At 41.4% G+C, this 18,660-nt stretch carries 10 protein-coding genes; 1 reads left to right on the forward strand and 9 read right to left on the reverse strand.

The window, feature by feature from the left end; translation table 11 throughout:
- The first annotated feature begins 66 nt into the window (after positions 1 to 66).
- Positions 67 to 1,275, forward strand: a complete 1,209-nt coding sequence (locus KSX81_RS08315) for a hexokinase (RefSeq protein ID WP_004298983.1) — start codon at positions 67 to 69, stop codon at positions 1,273 to 1,275.
- A gap of 236 nt (positions 1,276 to 1,511) precedes the next feature.
- Here KSX81_RS08315 and KSX81_RS08320 read toward each other — a convergent pair whose 3' ends face one another.
- The 9 genes from KSX81_RS08320 to KSX81_RS08360 form a co-directional block, all read right to left on the reverse strand.
- Entirely contained in the window at positions 1,512 to 3,506 is a 1,995-nt protein-coding gene (locus KSX81_RS08320; protein ID WP_004298980.1) for a glycoside hydrolase family 97 protein, read from the reverse strand.
- Between the two features lie 15 nt (positions 3,507 to 3,521).
- Complete coding sequence (gene bglX, locus KSX81_RS08325; RefSeq protein ID WP_004323730.1) at positions 3,522 to 5,810, reverse strand: beta-glucosidase BglX; 2,289 nt, start codon at positions 5,808 to 5,810, stop codon at positions 3,522 to 3,524.
- A 102-nt stretch (positions 5,811 to 5,912) separates the two neighbouring features.
- On the reverse strand, positions 5,913 to 7,988 hold the full coding sequence (locus KSX81_RS08330) for a DUF5125 domain-containing protein (protein WP_004298977.1): 2,076 nt from the start codon (positions 7,986 to 7,988) through the stop codon (positions 5,913 to 5,915).
- 16 nt (positions 7,989 to 8,004) lie between these two features.
- Positions 8,005 to 8,997 (reverse strand): hypothetical protein, encoded by a 993-nt coding sequence (locus KSX81_RS08335; protein ID WP_004323727.1) that lies wholly within the window; start codon positions 8,995 to 8,997, stop codon positions 8,005 to 8,007.
- Between the two features lie 35 nt (positions 8,998 to 9,032).
- On the reverse strand, positions 9,033 to 10,679 hold the full coding sequence (locus KSX81_RS08340; protein ID WP_004323726.1) for a RagB/SusD family nutrient uptake outer membrane protein: 1,647 nt from the start codon (positions 10,677 to 10,679) through the stop codon (positions 9,033 to 9,035).
- Between the two features lie 23 nt (positions 10,680 to 10,702).
- A complete protein-coding gene (locus tag KSX81_RS08345; RefSeq protein ID WP_004298971.1) occupies positions 10,703 to 14,071 on the reverse strand; it encodes a SusC/RagA family TonB-linked outer membrane protein in 3,369 nt (1,122 codons plus the stop codon).
- Between the two features lie 267 nt (positions 14,072 to 14,338).
- A complete protein-coding gene (locus KSX81_RS08350; protein WP_004298967.1) occupies positions 14,339 to 15,352 on the reverse strand; it encodes a FecR family protein in 1,014 nt (337 codons plus the stop codon).
- Positions 15,353 to 15,423: 71 nt separating this feature from the next.
- On the reverse strand, positions 15,424 to 16,014 hold the full coding sequence (locus tag KSX81_RS08355) for an RNA polymerase sigma-70 factor (RefSeq protein ID WP_004298965.1): 591 nt from the start codon (positions 16,012 to 16,014) through the stop codon (positions 15,424 to 15,426).
- Positions 16,015 to 16,126: 112 nt separating this feature from the next.
- On the reverse strand, positions 16,127 to 18,658 hold the full coding sequence (locus KSX81_RS08360) for a family 20 glycosylhydrolase (RefSeq protein ID WP_004298963.1): 2,532 nt from the start codon (positions 18,656 to 18,658) through the stop codon (positions 16,127 to 16,129).
- Between the last annotated feature and the right edge of the window lie 2 nt (positions 18,659 to 18,660).

Consider the following 18,660-nt stretch of genomic DNA (forward strand, 5'->3'; position numbering starts at 1 on the left):
ACGAGCAAAATTCCTCTTCAGTTGTTATTCATACATAAACATATTCTATACAATAAAAATAATATCATGGAGAAAAATATTTTTCAGTTAAATAATGAGCAGCTCAAAGAAATTGCTCGCTCATTTAAAGCGAAAGTAGAAGAAGGTTTGAACACTGAAAATGCAGAGATACAATGCATTCCCACTTTCATCACTCCGAAAGCAAGTGGTATCAATGGCAAATCATTAGTACTCGACTTGGGAGGAACGAATTACCGGGTAGCAATCGTTGACTTCAGCAAAATGCCTCCCACCATTCATCCTAACAATGGTTGGAAAAAGGACATGTCGATTATGAAAACTCCCGGTTATACCCGAGAGGAGTTGTTCAAAGAAATGGCAGATATGATAACCGGAATAAAACGGGAAAAAGAGATGCCAATTGGATATTGTTTTTCTTATCCGACAGAGTCCGTCCCAGGTGGAGATGCCAAACTGCTACGTTGGACCAAAGGAGTTGATATAAAAGAGATGATCGGAGAAGTTGTTGGAAAACCTTTGCTCGACTATCTGAATGAAAGAAATAAAATCAAGTTTACGAACATAAAAGTGCTCAATGACACTGTTGCCAGTTTATTTGCCGGACTTACCGACAGTAGTTACGATGCGTATATAGGTCTGATTGTAGGAACAGGCACCAATATGGCAACTTTTATTCCGGCTGACAAAATTAAAAAATTAAATCCGTCACATAAAGTAGATGGATTGATTCCCGTCAATCTGGAATCCGGCAATTTTCATCCGCCGTTCCTCACTGCAGTAGATAATACAATGGATGGAATCTCCGGGAATCCGGGAAAACAACGTTTCGAAAAAGCTGTATCCGGTATGTACCTGGGAGATATTCTAAAAGCAACTTTCCCATTGGAGGAGTTCGAAGAAAAGTTTGATGCACAAAAGCTCACCTCTATTATGAACTATCCCGATATTTATAAGGAGGTGTATGTAGAAGTAGCACAGTGGATATATAGTAGATCAGCACAGTTAGTTGCAGCTTCACTGACAGGGCTTATCATGTTGTTGAAGTCATACAACAAGAATATACGAAAAATTTGCCTGGTTGCAGAAGGCAGCCTTTTTTGGAGCAAGAACAGAAAAGACAAGAACTATAACATGATTGTCATGGAAAAATTACGGGAGCTTTTCAGTTTGTTTGGTTTGGAAGATGTAGAGGTTGATATCAAAAGCATGAATAATGCCAATTTGATAGGGACAGGTATTGCGGCTTTATCCTGACACCTCCCTGCCTATCATCGTCATTACAGGGTGATCCTCCCAATCGACTTGCTTATAAGAATCTGACAGGAATGTGCCAGAACTCTCTTTTTAATGTAATAGCCCTCGCTACAGATAGTTGTAACGAGGGTTATTCTTCGTTTATAAAGATTTGCACGCACCCTTATCTAACCTATTGCAAATATATCAAATCTATTTCAAGATTTAATAGACAATGTAGTGTGTAAAGTGGTTGTTTACTTAATCTTCAAAGCAAACCCACCTCCGGGTGCCAAATGAATCTTCAACTTACTGTCATTTTTTATCCGGATGGATTCACATTTATAATCACGCCCGATCCGGTGAGCATTTGCTCCGTCTTTAAACAATGTAGCATCATACGTCTTACCACCCAGGAAAGAGCAATCCACTTCGATGTCACGTGCCGTCCAATCGGTGATTCCACCTACATACCAGACATTTCCACTCCGGCGTGCTGTTACGATATACTCTCCCATCTTACCATCAAGCACGATACTTTCATCCCACACTGTCGGAACATCAGCAATAAATCCTGTTGATTCCGGTTCGCGCATATAGTTGCTCGGCGTATCACACAACATATTAAAAGGAGATTCGAATACAACGTACAGAGCAAGTTGACGACAACGGGTTCCCTGACTCATCGGTTCCGAATTGCAAGGGTAATAGTTACCTTTCGAAGCATTGCGCATCGCCCCTTGCGTGTAATCCATCGGGCCGGATACTTGACGTGTGAAAGGAAGCATCACGTCATACTTCACCTGATCGACTGAAGCCGGACTCCATTTCATCTGTTCCAGACCATTGACGCCTTCAAAATTCAACACATTCGGATAGGTACGATTCATACCGGCCGGCTTGTGCGTTCCGTGCAGGTCGAGAATCAGTTTGTATTTAGCACACATTTCGGCAGCCCGATAATTGAAGGCAGTCATAAGCTGATCGTCACGATCCATAAAATCGACCTTGAAACCTTTTACACCCATGTCGGCATAATGACGGCAAACGTTCTCCATATCACGGTCAAAAGCATAATAACCGGCCCAAAGAATGATGCCCACATTTTTGGAAGCTGCATAATCTACCAATTCTTTCAGATTAATCTCTTTCACCACTTGCATCAAATCCGCTTGCAGGTTCACTGCCCAGCCTTCGTCAAGTATCACATATTCTATACCGTTTGCCGAAGCGAAATCAATGTAGGCTTTATAAGTAGGATTATTTACTCCGGTCACAAAATCAACCCCATCCAGATTCCAGTCGTTCCACCAATCCCATGCCACTTTGCCGGGTTTGATCCATGAAAGATCCGTCAGACGGGAAGGGGCAGCCAACAAATAGCTCAAGTTACTTGCTGCCAAATCCTTATCGGAAGTGGTAACAATGCTCATACGCCACGGGAAATCCCGGGGTTTATCTACTTTGGCAATGTAGGCTTCATGCTCTTTCACCAACATCTGAAGTTGATTGTGTCCGCCCTGCACCATCTTCTTGGGATAGGGAGCAAAACTACCTGTCAACCGATTTTCTCCTTCAGCAGCAGACAAATAAAGACCGGGGTAATTCTCCAAATTGGATTCTGTGATACAAACTTTAACACCTTTGCCGGCATCCACAACTAATGGCAAAAACATCAAACGTTTTTTATTCAGTTTCGACAATGGATCGGTCGTATAAGTATTCTCGAAAGAATTGAAATATTGGGAGTCATAATCACCGTCCTTTCCTGTTTTTACATATGGCACAGAAGCTATCATATCGGATGGAAAATGATAATCCACCGTTTCATCCACCACGTTGAAAGGTTTCTTCGAACGGCTGACAAAACGATAAGCAATGCCATCATCGTATGCACGAAACTCTACATTCCAGTCTTTTTTAAACCGGAGAGTCAACTCATTATAATGGTCTCTTAATTCACCGGCACGATAGAAAGGAGAAGGAATCACCTGATCTACTTTTTTTCCGGAAGTGCCGGACAACTTCGCTTTCTCTCCCCAGACTTCTCCGTTATCCAATGTCATCGAAATCGGAGAAGGAGCAAGAATCTGCCGTCCGCTACAGTAGATGTCATAAGTCAGCTTATCACCAACGGTAATGGTTGTTTGAAGTTTCCCATCCGGAGAGTTTAAGGTAAACTGCTTTTGTGCCTGTACCGTAAGCGTACATGCGACAACACATAAGAATAATAAAATCTTCAGTTTTTTCATGGTTTTAATTATTTATCATTTAGCAATAAAACATTTCGTCTTTACATCCCGGCTATTTGTACCTATCATTATTTCAAATTCTCCCGGTTCATAAATATAGTGCAGTTCTGAATTATAGAATTTCAGATCGTCTTCCGTGATGACAAACTTCACATCACAGCTTTCTCCACTCTTCAGGAAGATGCGTTCAAACCCCTTCAGTTCCTTCACCGGACGGGCAACCTCCGCATAAATATCACGAAGATACAGTTGAACCGTCTCGTAGCCGTCGTAGTTTCCTTTGTTGGTTACAGTGACAGATGCCGTCAGTTCACCATTCTTAGGCAGTGTTTCCGAACTGATTTGTAAATCTCCATAAACAAAATCCGTATAACTCAAACCGAAGCCGAACGGATAAAGAGGTTCATTACTCTCGTCCAGATAATTGCTGGCATAACGATTGAATACACGATTGTCGGGATCAGGACGACCTGTGTTCAGATGATTGTAGAATAGCGGCAGTTGTCCTACTGAACGCGGGAAAGTAGTTGTCAGTTTGCCGCTTGGAGTTACTTTACCGAATAATACATCAGCAACCGCATCTCCCGTTTCACTACCGCCAAACCAGACATTCAATATGGAATGAACATTTGCATCTTCCCAATTCAGTACCAGAGGACGACCTGTGAACAGAAGCAGTACGACAGGTTTACCCGTCTTTAGCAAAGCTTTCAACAAATTCTGTTGAGCATCGGGGATTTCAAGATTGGTACGTGAAGCCGATTCACCGCTCATTTCCGCACATTCACCCAAAGCGGCAACAATAACGTCTGCACGTGAAGCCACACGTAAAGCCTCATCCAACAGTTTCCGGTTATCTTCGTGTTCAAGCGGGCGAATACCCGCAGCCGCTTTTTCCATTTCCGCATCCTCATACACGTTACTGCCTTTTGCATATAGTATTTCAGCTTTGTCACCCGCTGCCGAACGGATTCCTTCCAACAATGTTCCGTGACGGGAAGCAGTGCACGCCATGCTCCACATACCGCACATGTTGTTACGGGCGTCTGCCATCGGACCGACTAAGGCAATCTTGCCTTTTAAGCCTAAGGGAAGCAGATGATTTTCATTTTTTAGCAGAACAAATGTTTCAGATGCGATTGCACGTGCAGCAGAACGATGTTCGGCCGTATAAAGTTGCTCCTTGACACGCAAGGTATCGCCATATTTATACGGATTAGAGAACAGTCCCAATTTATATTTGGCTTCCAGCACACGGCGACAGGCTGTATTAATCTGATCTTCCATTATTTTCCCTTCTTTCAGCGATTCCTCCAACGTATTCAGGAAACCACAAGAAACCATATCCATATCCGTTCCGGCCTTTAAGGCTCGCACGGAGGCTTCTTTCAAGGGAGCAATGCCATGAGAAGCCATTTCTGCTATTGAATTATAGTCTGTTACGAGTAATCCACCGAAGCTCCATTCATCCCGGAGCAGATCGGTCAGCAACCATTTGTTGGCTGTGGCGGGAATACCGTCAATGATATTAAAAGAACTCATGACGCTGCCTACACCAGCATCAACGGCAGCTTTGTAAGGAGCCAGGTATTCATTATACATACGCAGGCGGCTCATATCCACCGTATTGTAATCACGTCCTGATTCGGACGCTCCATAAAGTGCGAAGTGTTTCACACAGGCAAGGATTTCATCATTTCCTTGCAGGCTGTTTCCCTGATAACCACGCACATATGCTCTGGCCATCAAGGAGCCCAAGTAAGGATCTTCTCCACTCCCTTCCGCAATACGTCCCCAACGGGCATCCCGACAGATATCAACCATCGGACTGAATGTCCAGTTGATGCCATCCGCACTGGCTTCAATGGCAGAGATACGTGCCATGCGTTCGATGGCCAGCGTGTCCCAACTACAGGAAAGCGCCAATGGGATCGGGAAAATCGTTTCATAACCGTGAATGACGTCCGCACCCACAAGCAAAGGTATTTTCAACCGACTTTCCTCCACTGCAAGACGTTGCAGAGCGTTGATTCTCCGGACACCTTTCACATTGAAGAAGCCGCCGATCTCCTGCTTACGGATCATATCGCTCAACTCTCCATTCATTACCGTACCTGTTACCATGTCGCCGCCCGAAGGTAGATTCAGTTGACCGAGTTTCTCATGGAGAGTCATTTTCCCCATAAGCTCCGTCACAAAACGATCCATCTCTGCCGCCTCATCGCGGCTGACATCCGAACATGAGCACCCTAATAATATGCCAAGCAAGACATAACACAATCTGGCTTTTTTCACTGTAATCATTTCGCAATATATAAAAAAATAGTCAAAGATTATCATTTTAATAAAGAAAGGCCGGTACTTCTACATTTCCGACCTTTCTATTTCTGTATAAAAATTCCTACTCTATAGTTTTGTAACGGTACACGTATTTGTATTCATATCCCACTTCAGATGATATACTCCATATTGGCTATCTATGTTATTAATTGTAGCTCCAAAATTAACATCATTCCCTCCGTCAGCATCATATCCCCATGCACGTCCAAAGGAGCCATCTGTTGAAATAATATTTACTTCGGAAGATTTGATAGCATAATACCAGGCTCCAGTCACATGTTTTCCCTGATAGAAAGCCACACATCCCCAATTAGCGTGAAAATAGAAGGTTGTTTCAAAGATTCCGTCACCTGTTTTAGCACAACAAAGATATTGCCCGGGAGTAGCAAATCCCCATCCGGTATCATCCACACTCAGATAACTCCATATACTACCGTCTGTTTTGGGATGCCCGAAACCATTTCCGGTAAGCCACATCGCATCCGGATAGTTTGTCTTGTCTGTTCTTTCTACATAAATAAATTCTCTATCCGAGCGATAACTGATGCGATAAGTTCCACTGACAGCTCTAAACTTATATTGTCCGTCGACCCGTTCGAAGAACTCCGGCTGAAGCATATATCCCAAATAGGAGAATCCTTCAAACGTAACTGTTTGCCCCTGTGTCAAAGCGAGTTCCACTTCCAATAAATCAGAGGCTCCGTTTGGCTGCATCAGTTTACCATTCACTTTAAATTCAAGTGATTTAACGTCGCCTTCGTTCATCTTATTGACTGCTGCAATAACCTTTTTATTGATGTCGATACGAAGACGATACACTCCGGGAGTAAAATCCTTACCAGGAATAAGGTCACCAGTAAAATGTCCATTGCCTATGCTACTCAAATTTGAAACCTGATAATGCTTATCCAGCAGATTAGCCGGTAACGGATCGAGTATCTGGGTTCCAATGCCTGTACCCCAGTCCGCACGCTTCTTAAAGAATAACAGATGAAAATCATTATCCAGAAATAAGGTTGTTTCGAAAATACCATCCCCCACTTTCACACACTGATAGGAGTCACCTGTATTGAATTGCCAACCATGAGCTGTTACGCTTTCAGCAGCCGGATGGCCGTATCCGCTTCCACAAGTCCACAGAGCATCGGGAAATTCCGACTGGATATTTTCAACATAAATCAATCTATTACCCGGATCATAGTATAGATTATATTCTCCACTCATTCCCCGGAAAACGGCTTGGTCTTCAGTAGCATTTTCAAAGAAATCAGGTTGAATCATTGCGCTGATATCACCGAAATTCTCAAAACTCAGTACATTTCCTTTTTGTAAATTCAGCTTCACTCCCAGAAAAGAAGGGACTCCGGGCAGAATACCCATTTCCTGACCATTAACAATGAAGTTCATGTCAGAAGACTGCCCACTTTGCGGTTGCATGGAGAAGGTGCGAGTACCCATATCTATCGTCAAACGATAGATACCTGATTGGAATAACGGCCCCGCCACAAAATCACCGGAAGATAGTCCCTGAACCAATGTCGGCTTATCTAAAGTAAGGTCTTGAGCCCAAATCTCAATCTCTGGATGAGTGCCCCAGCCATGATGTCTGAAAAGTTTAAAACCAAAATTCTCTGCCAGATAGATTGATATTTCAAACACATTGTCTGACACACGGCAGCAAGTCATCCCATTATCGGGTGTATCCAGATTCCATGTAGCAGAAATGACTCTGCCAGCACCGGGATGTCCCAGATTAGCGCCTATCAGGTAGAGAGCGTCGGGATATTCTTTCTCCGGTTGTTCTACATAAAGCAATTCATTAGTCGCATCATAGATTAAATCATATTCCCCGGTTTCGCCTTTAAAACGTGCTTTCGTATCCGACATAAATTCCCAGAACTGGGGTTGTAAAGCAAACTCTAACGCGTCGAATCCTGTAAAATCGACTTCCGCCGCCTTTGTCAAATGAAGTTTTTTCCCTACATAATGAGTATAATATGTCTCGGTCATTTTTTCTCCGGCCACTGTGACCGGGTCTTGTGTTTTCCATTCAGGCCAGTTATCATATTTCTCCACACTGTCCGTACAGGATACAACGAAGACTGAAATAAGTAATAATATTACAATATAATAGTTCTTCATAATATATTTGTCCTTTTTATTTCTTGTAAGCCTTTAAAATAGCTTGATAAACCTTCTCATTCACTCGAACAATGCATCCGTGACGGGCATCGGGACCTTGAAAATAACATTCAGTCCAAGGACCGTCTATCGAAGAAGCTTTAAACATGTCATATTGCTTCGGATAGCGCTCTGCATAGAGAAAAAATCCTTCACCATCTACTGTAGGAACGAGTATAGGGGCCTCGTGCCACACACTTAATGAAGTAATCGGAGCTCCCGGATTGGTGTATGGTCCTGTCAATGTCTTCGACTTTGCCATACGAATCGTTTTAGCTACTTCTGGAGCATCTTCCGGCCAGCGTTCATCTTTGATGAGAGCACAATACTCATCACCCACTTTACGAATAATCACATCAATGGTTGCCATGTCTTCGTCACTACCCGTAAAATTGAACAAATGTTTCGGGTCGGTGAAAGTCTTGAAATCCGATGTCAAAATATAAAAGGTACGTTTCGTCTTCCATTCTGATGGCTCCCCGTCATTGCCTGTTTTACCGGCATGCCAGGTAATGATATATTGTCCACTAGTCTCGTCATAAAACATTTTTGGAGCTCCGTAATAGGTTTCTTCATTTTTATACCCCAAATCTGATATTTTATTAAATATAGACTTTTTCAATTTATCACTCTTCCAGATTACCAGATCAGAAGATGACCACAATATAGGTATCCCCGTGTTAGGCTGTACACCAATCATATAAAAGACACCGTCTTTCCCCTGGCAAATATCCGGATGGCCGCAATAGTCCGGCAACACGATTCGCTTTTTATTCAATGTTTCCCAATGAAACGCATCACGTGACACTGAATAAAATAAACGGGCATAATTTTCATCAGTCATATGAGCAAACAAGTATCCGCCATCAGTAGCTACCATCGGTTCTTTATTTTCTTGTATCGTATCGTCCGAACATCCCCATCCGGCAAATATCATTAGCATACATATTAGACAATTCATATATTTCATGTTATTTGTTATTTAATTGAATAAAAATCATTTTCTTAGATTCCACCAGCTGCATTTTTGTCTGTTTTCCAATCTGGTCTTTCATAGTTTTGGACGAGATTCTTGCCATTCTCCGCTGCTTGGTCTACGGCATAATTGGGTAGAGGCATATACTGCTTAGTAGGTACAGTACCTTTCATTCCGGCTGTCTCACGTGCATAACGATTGAAACGAATCAAATCAATCTTACGACATCCTTCATAAAATAGTTCGTGTCCACGCTCTTTCAGTATGGCAGTCAGAAATGCATCTGCAGATGATATATCGTCAGATGATAAATTACCTAGTCCGGCACGATTACGTACCTCATTCACTGCTGATATCGCACTTGCTGTGGGTGCTGCTTTCGATAGGCGAACTTCCGCCTCGGCATACATCAGCAACACATCCGCCCACCGAGCCAAAGGAATATCCGTTCCCTGAAAAGTGCCAGGCGTTTCCACTGGAAATTTATTGCAGATAAACCCATCCCATTTCACCCCAATATCATTTTTTGTCACCTTTATTCCATCTTTTGTCCAGTATTCTGTAAGGATGGCCTCTTTGCGTAAGTCGTCCTTTTCAAAAGTGTTATAGAACTTAGGAGCTACATTGTAAAAAGCATTCCAACCGCCATTTTGTGGATAGAAAGGAGTACGGTTTCCTGTCGGGTCCATTGCAGATGCTTCATTAGGAACCACCAGCCAAGAAAGAACATTCGCATTTCCGTTCTTGGGATTTCCATCAGCATTTGGATCACAACTCACTGCCATTATAATTTCGTTATTAAATTTATTGGCATTTTTAAACAGGTCTGTATATGGATTGCTTCCCGATTTAAACAAGGAATATTTTCCTTTCAAAGCCTCATACATATCCAACGCTTTTTGATAGTAACCATCCATATATCCTCCTTCATTCAGGCAATGACGCATCAGACAGAAACGAGCGTAATCACGAGTATACCGTCCCTTCTCCAACGTAGTTTCCGGAGCATTATTGGCAGCAAAATCCAAATCGTCTGTGATCCATTCGCACATTTCGGTCAATGTGGGGCGAACCGTATTTCCCAATGCTTCTTCATTAAACACATCCTCCGGATTGATTATCACCGGCACCGGACCATAAATATGCATTAAGTAGTAAAGCATCATCCCCCGGCACAGACGGGCTTCTCCCAACAGACTATTCTTTTTTTCTTTAGACAGTACGTCTTCAGAAGCTTTTTCCAACGTACCAATAATCTCTGTAAAACGAGTTACCTCTGCCGTTTTAGGAAAATGATTCAGGTTATTGGCATCGTCTACCCAACCTCTCCAATAATAATAACAATTTTCATAATTAGCCTGAGAAAGGCGGAGCCATTCATCACTACATTTCACTACGGCCGGTGCCATTATATCCGACGTAGAGTCGAACATACGAATATTGCCCCCGGTAGCGATATAGAAACCATGCTGTCCTGTGCCACTGTTGATCTGATAGGTAAATACCGATGTGAACGGAATATAACAAGTCATCATATAAGAAACATATTCATCTTCTGTGGACGGATATTTTCCCTGTATGAGATCGCCATAGATATGTGCATCGAAATTATTCTCACAACTTCCAAACAGAAGAAATAAGGAAGACAGTATTGGAAATAATATTTTCTTTTTCATCATATTTCTACATTTTATATCAATTAGAATGAAATTTTCGCACCAAAAGAATAAACTCTCAATTGAGGATATTGTCCGTGACCAAGATTACCAGCGGCTGTTGTAATTTCCGGATCGTCGCCTTCGAACTTGGTCAATGTGAATGGATTCTGGAAATCGACAAAGAGACGAATAGTCTGCACATTTCCCTTCAGGAAAGCTAGTTTCCTTGTATCCCAGTTATATCCCAGCGTTATGTTTCTAACTCTCAAAAACGAGGCTTTTTCCCAAAATGTATTGATAGGAGCGTTTTCGGGCAGTGCTACGGATTTACTGGAAGCAATTCCCGGGACTGTGCCATTCGGATTGGTCTGTGAGTTCCAAATAGCATAGGCGTAATCTGTAGGATTGCTGGCCAATGTACCGCTTGCTAAATTGGCAGCGGAACAATTACTGGCGTGGGTTGAATTAAATTTCTTCACGCCCAACTGTCCATACATATAGATGTCCAAATCGAAATTCTTATAAGTAAAAGTATTGCCAAAACCATAATAGACTTTAGGCAACGTATTGTCCATATAAATATCATCGATATCTATTTTGCCATCTCCATTGCGGTCATCAATAATAGGATATCCGGGCAGTTGTGCTTCACGAGGCAATGAGCGTTGAGAATCGGGCATGTTGCTTCTATCCTCATTGATGACACCAACCGTCTTGTAATAGTAGTAAGCACTCATCGGCTCATTCTCCCGTTTCTGGTATTTCTTATAATCGAAATTCGGCATCCGTTCGATCCAATATGCATTATAATGAGACAATGCCAGTGAAGAGGTCCATTTAAAATTCGGTGTCTGGATATTCAAGGTGTTTAAGGATAATTCCACACCTGTCCGTTTATAATGTCCGCCATTTATAGGGCGATAACCGTACATATTCAATAAAGAGGTAGGAGCTGTGCCCAACAGGTTAGTCACATCATTCCGAAAGAAATCAAGGCTTCCCCATATTTTATCTTTCAAGATTGAAAAATCCAATCCTATGTTTTTCATCGCTGTCTTTTGCCAGGTCACATCCGAGTAGTTGGCACTTTGCAATGCATAAGGTACATAAGTAACACCACTATTGGAGAACTTAACGTCTTCACGGGAGATACCGATAATACCATATAAGGATGTTCCAAGATTGTCGCTACCCGTCACACCATAACTGGCACGAACTTTTAATAGATTCAACCAGGAAAGGTGTTGCATAAACGATTCATTAGACATTTTCCAGGCTACCGAGGCAGAAGGGAAAAGCGAATATTTTTTATCCGGGAAGAACTTATCTGTTCCATCCCGCCGTAAAGTGCCCGTTAATACATAACGGTCCAACACATCAAAAGAGGCACGAAGGAATTGAGAACGTTTCTCATTTTCATATTTATATGAAGTAGGAGAGAAAGGCCCATCCGCAGCAGCCAGATTGCTATCATTAATCATATCATTTGCATTTTGGTAAGAGACGGTCATCCCGGTTCCCTTGTCTAAATAGCGTCCCATACCTGCCACAGCATTTACGTCTATCATATTCCAGAACTTATGGCGGAAAGAAAGAGTGCCTTCCATTGTTTCATACTGCCGTTCATTATATCCAAGACTCCCTCTTGATTTACGAACAAGTCCCCAATAAACGTCTTTAGGAATATAGGCAGAGCGTTTACCATTTTCTTTATTCACGCCATATAACAACTTAGCCGACAACATATCTTTGATAATATCAATGTCAAGAGCAAAGTTCACATAGTAGCTACTTTGTTTAGATCCATCACGGATTTGCAATGCAGCCAGTGGGTTCGGTTCCCTGCCGAATATGGTATATTCTCCCATATTATCATATATAGCGAGATAAGGAGCATAATTCATCGCTGTATAAAGAGATCCCGCTGCCGAGTTTCCTTGATTACCGGTATCTCCTCCTACTGTAGAATTACTGTATTTATTATGATTCAAATTCGCTATGGTCGTTAACTTCAAGAAGCTGAACAACTGTGCGGAAATATTAGTCCGCAAAGAGTATCGCTGCATCCCGGCATTACGAACCACTCCATCTTCGTCGTAATAGTTTAATCCTAAATAATAACGGAGTGTTTTTGAACCGCCACTAATAGTCAAGTTCTGATTATTGACTTGTCCTGTCTTCAACACATAACTCAACCAGTCGGTTGTAGTTGCATTCGCTATTTGCTCGGATGTGAATACCGGAGTCCATTTACCGTCATATCCCACATTTCCATAAGGATATTGCTCATTAATAAACAGATAGTTTTCTTTTCCGAATAAATTGACCATATTCATGTATTCTTGTGAATTCAAGCGATTCATGCCGTAAGAATAACGCTTCTGAACAGAATAGCTCCCTTCATAAGTAATGCGTGGCTTTCCTTCTACACCTTTTTTGGTTGTAATCAGGATAACACCATCAGCCGCACCAATACCATAAATAGCTGCAGAAGCATCTTTCAGTACTTCAATAGATTCTATATCGCTAGGATTCAGACCTGCCAAAGCTGCACGCTTAACGCCATCCGGCAATCCGGTTTCACCACTCCCGACTTCTAAAGAAGAATTTGGCATCACTACTCCATCCACAACATAAATAGGATTTCCACCACCACGAATAGAAATATTAATTTCACCTCCGGGTTGAGTGCTATTTACCGTAGCCTGTAATCCTGCCGCACGTCCCAATAACATACTGGCTACACTGCTATTGGCAGCTTTCGATATTTTTTCAGTCTTTACGGTTGCAATAGCTGTGGTTAGGTTTTTGCGGGAGGTGGTACCGTATCCAACTACTACCACTTCATCCAGCACCTGCTGATCTTCGATTAAGGTAATCGCTAAAGTTGTCCGGTCGCCTACTTTCACTTCTTGTGGCTGATAACCGATATAGGAAACTTCCAATATTGCTCCCGGTGATACTTCCAAAGTAAAATTCGCATCCAAATCGGTCGCAGTTCCATTCACATCTCCCTTTTCCTTTACAGTAGCACCGATAATAGGCTCACCATTCAGATCATTCACCACACCTGTGATTTTCCGCTTCTTATCGCCTTTCACAACTTTCGGACGGGGTTGTCCTTTTTGAACAATAATGTTCTTTCCTTTCACTTCATAAACAACGTTTTGTCCGTACAAAATCTGATCGATAGCCTCATTCAACTGCTCTGCCTTTACACTGACAATTTTCTTTGTATCCAGATCTCCCACTTTATATACGAAGGAATATCCGCTTTTATTCTTCAGTTGCGTCATTGCTTCTTTCACTGAAACATTATTCATTTTCAATGAAACGGCCTGGGCTAGCATTGCTATGTTAAGGCAAAAGAGAGCCACGACCATTAATATGGCCTTCTTCCTGTAATTCATAAAATAAACAAATTATTTAATTAAAACTTGAATAACTCGTTTTAAAAGAGATGTATTTTGCTAACTTTGCAATATCTCTTTTGAAAACATGTTCACTCTTGAGGGTTGTTGAAAGAAGAGATCAGGAGCCGGAAGATGTTCGAGATCTTCCGGTTTTATTTTTTCTCTCCTTAATAAACTAAAGGCTATTCTGTATTATATTCCTCCTTCATATTCTTCAATTTCTAAGGTTAAACAATCATAGTATTATAAATCTCTGGTAACCGGTTAATAGATAGTTATATTGCGTTCTTCAATCTTATATTGTATTTTCTCCGTAGATGCCAATGCTTCCAGTACTTCCTGAATACTTTGTTCACGGCGAACAAAATTACCGTAGAACCGGAAGGTATTTAAAGAATCATTGGCTATGCGGATAGTTACATTGTAGCTACGTTCCAATTCTTTCACGATGTCCGGCAAAAGTTCTTCATCAAAAAACAAATAGCCGCCTGTCCATTGTGAGGCATTGGAGGCTGTGACTGTTTCTACTGTCATCAGTCCGTTCGTTTTGTTTAATATCGCTCTTTCGTCAGGGGCAAGAACTGCTTCTTTCTCTTTTTTCAGTAAATTATTCAGTTCTACTTTTCCTTCCAATAAAGATACTACGACTTCATGATCTTCCGGATAATCACGGAAATTAAATTTAGTTCCCAGTACTTGCAATTGCAAATCTTTAGTCTTTACAAAGAAAGGAAGCTTTTCATTTCTCCGGACTTCAAAATATCCCTCACCTTCCAGTTCGATCATACGGTTATCTACCCCGAAACCTTGTGAATAAGTCATTCGTGAACCGGCATTCAGCCATACCAATGTACCGTCCGGCAAATAGAGTTTCGTCCTCGACCCTAAAGGAGCTTCTACGGAGATATCGGCAAATGTGTCTTTTACATCCACACCTCCCTGCCAATAAGAGAAACAGCCGACTGCAAGTATGACTGTGACAATCGCTGCATAACGCCACAAAGCCGACAGACGGAATCCCCGACGGGAAGTTTTCTCCACTTCTTTCTGACTTTCGATACGATTCTTAAATGTATGGAAGGCCTTATCTTTATTGTATTTCAACGCAGCTTCACGGCTCACGGCAGAAAACCAGACTTCCCGCTGCTGAATAAAGTAATTTTCATTTTCAGTTGATGCAGCGATCCATGCTTTCAGCTCGGCTAAAGCACTTTTGTCCAAACCTTCTGTGAGATAGGTGACGATCAATTCATCCATATGTTTCTTTTCTTCTTCCATATTTCTGCGTTCTATAAAGGAGACAGTAGATTTTTAATTGAGGGTAGTCAGAAAATGACTTTTTTTCGTTTTTATCCGAAAAAAAATAAAAGCAGAGTAATCAGGTATTTACTTAGATTCGTTTGTAAAGATGCTAATGCATTCTTTATATGATATTTAACCGTATTGACAGAGATGCCTAACTCTTGAGAAATTTCTTCGTATGATTTTCCTTCAAAACGACTTTTATCGAATACGCGACGACATTCGTTCGGCAATTTATCTATGGCTTTATATATTTCTTCTTCCAGTTCGCGCTCCAACAATGTACCTAACGGATGCGAATCGGACACCATGATTTTATCATCTGTTATCTCATCGGGCATAAGACATGAGAATGAGATCTCCCGCTTTTCCCATTCTGAATTAAGATAGTTGATACAACGATTACGGACAGCTCTCAACAAATAGCTACGGATAGAAACGGAAATCTCCAGTGTTTCACGAATCTCCCATAAATGAAAAATGGTATCTCCGACAATGGTTTCCGCCAGAAACTGGTCTTTTACATAGCCATTGGCAATATGGCACAGTAGGGCATAGTGACGGTCATAGATGTATTGATAGGCGTCTTCGTTGCCTATCTTCAACTGCTCTACTATTAAAGTTTCAGTGTGCTCCATGAATGTATTAGTCGAGTTAATGGCACAAATTTAGAGAAATATTCGAATTAAAAGCAAAATTAATAAGAAAACCCTCCAAAGAGTTTCTTCTCCGGAGGGTTTAACATATCATTTAATATGATTCGTTTATCAATACAGTAGTTACACTTTCCTTTCCTAAATAAAATGCCTTTGCTTTTATCAGTGGAGCATTGCATGCTATCGGAGTTTGCCATTCTACAGAACTTTCCGTAGGTTCACTACCATCGGTTGTGTACCGGATTACCGCATTGGGAATGGCAGTATTAGCCAGTAATAATCCATCCCTTATCATAATACCGGGAGGAGACACACGGAAATTTATTCCTCGCTTTGCCAAACGTGGCAATTCATAATCTACAATACCAGCATTATACTTACGCTTAGCATCCATATATATTTTGCCATCCGGCGATAATGCCCACGATGGTTGAGCATTCCAAGCACGTTCTGCCAATCCGAAGACTTTTGGGAAGAGATAATATTCTATCTGTTCAAGACTGCGGATTGTCTCTGACCAGATTTGCCCGGACAGACCTTTGATATTCTGATAGCCTTCCTTCGTTAAGGGCTGTTTACCGTTTGAGGCTGTTTTCACATCAACAGATTCACCTTTCAAATTCCGCCGCAAAGACTTATAAATATCAAAAGGCAACATATCAAACGTCACATATTCATCTACATAACCGCCCCAACGTAATCCCGGTTCTTCCACATGATAGCAATATGCCATATCAAGATAAAAGTTACCCACATTACAAAGTATAATCGGATAGCCCGCATTGGCTAACTTATACGGGACTTCATCTCCACCCTGTTCCGGAATGGTATTCCAGCAATAATTTAGCACCTTACTGTTTCTGAAATGTTCGTTCACGGTATTATCCGGATTCATAACTATGTCTTGCCATCCGACTGCCTGTATGCTACGTTTGTCCAACATTTCCAATATTTGTTCCAGAAAATAATCTTTCAAATCCCGTATATTGGTCAGTTCGTTCTCTTGCATAAAAGTACGGCAGATAGAAGAACCTTCCCAAATACCTTCCGGTACTTCATCTCCCCCCACATGGAAAGCTGTCAGTTCTACTCCTGCATCCTGATACATCCGTACAATTTCATCAATCACTTTTTCAAGAAAATGATAAGTGGAAGGCATGGCAACATTGATAACATTATCAGTGAAATTTTGTGCCGACAGATATTGGGAAGTATCCGCAAAATCAATCAAAAGATATTCTTCCGCTTTCGGCCGATCCGTATCTATGTATTTTTGATAACGGGCATTCATGGCTTTAATCGCTGCTCGGGAATGTCCGGGAATGTCTATTTCAGGAATAATTCTGATATGTCTTTCTTTCGCATATTTCAGAATATCCATGAAGTCACTTCGTGAATAATATCCATTGGCCAATGAAGTAGTATCTGTCTCATTCCATCCCCAAGCATACGCAGGATAAAGACATGTCTGTTCATCTGTAGTATGTCCTCTACGAGAAGCGATTTCTGTCAATTCCTCCAATCCGGGTATTTCCACACGCCAAGCCTCATCGTCACTCAAATGCAAATGTAGTACATTCATCTTATAGAATGACAATATATCGATCAATTTCAGCAGATCCGCTTTCTTTGTAAAGTTACGGGCTACATCCAACATAATTCCCCGATGCTCCATGTCCGGATAATCGGTAATATGAAGATTAGGAAGCGGAGCAGAAGTTAGTTCCATGTTATCTAATAAGGCAAGCAATGTTTGACAAGCATTAAATATGCCATGTGCATCATTAGCTTTCAGAGTCAACCGGTTATTCTTTATCACGATTTCGTAATACTCATCAGGATATTGACTGGGAACAGGAACCTCCATTTTCTTCAATTCAATGATTGTTTGTTCATCCTCATCAGAAACGCTGCATCTTAATAATGAAGTCAATTGACTTTTCAATAAAAGAGCTTCCTCTTTAAATGTATCATCAAACTTCAAACAAACCTTTTGAGAGAAAGAAGAAACACCGCCCGTCTTTTCCACTTTTTTAGGAGCAGGAAAAAGAGAAAGCATATCACAATCTACCGGTTTACTGAAATCATCATTCTGCTTATAGAAATAATTTCCACCTGCATAGGGAAAACTATTCTTCGAACGAACCCATTGAGCATTGGGCGTAAACAGTCCGATCTCAATCGGAATATTTTGCGGCTGCAACATTTTCCCATTTTCATCGGTAGCTACAATATAAGCCCCTTCAGGAACCGAAGATACATTAATCACATTTCCTTCGCTCAATATGGTAAAAGTGATTGTTTCACCCGGTGCCAATGCCTGATAGTGTTCAGTAGGATACATCTTATAATAAGTCGAACCAATACATTCTATTTCCAACGGGGCATTAATAGGTTGCTGATAATAAATTGGTGTCTGATTAAAATAGATCACCCAATTATCAGCCAAGGATTTATTCCCGTTATTCGTTAAACAGAATGTATTCTTAAAATATCTGGCTTCCACACTATCTTTTTCCAGTTTCCATGTTAAAGAGAGCTGTGAGGAAAGGGGCTGTTTACCAGCCCCACAACCAAACAAGCATATCCCCAACATCATTATCCATATATTCCTCATAGTTATCATAA

The sequence above is a fragment of the Bacteroides sp. MSK.18.37 genome, assembly GCF_019129155.2.
In the GTDB taxonomy this organism is placed as follows: domain Bacteria; phylum Bacteroidota; class Bacteroidia; order Bacteroidales; family Bacteroidaceae; genus Bacteroides; species Bacteroides ovatus.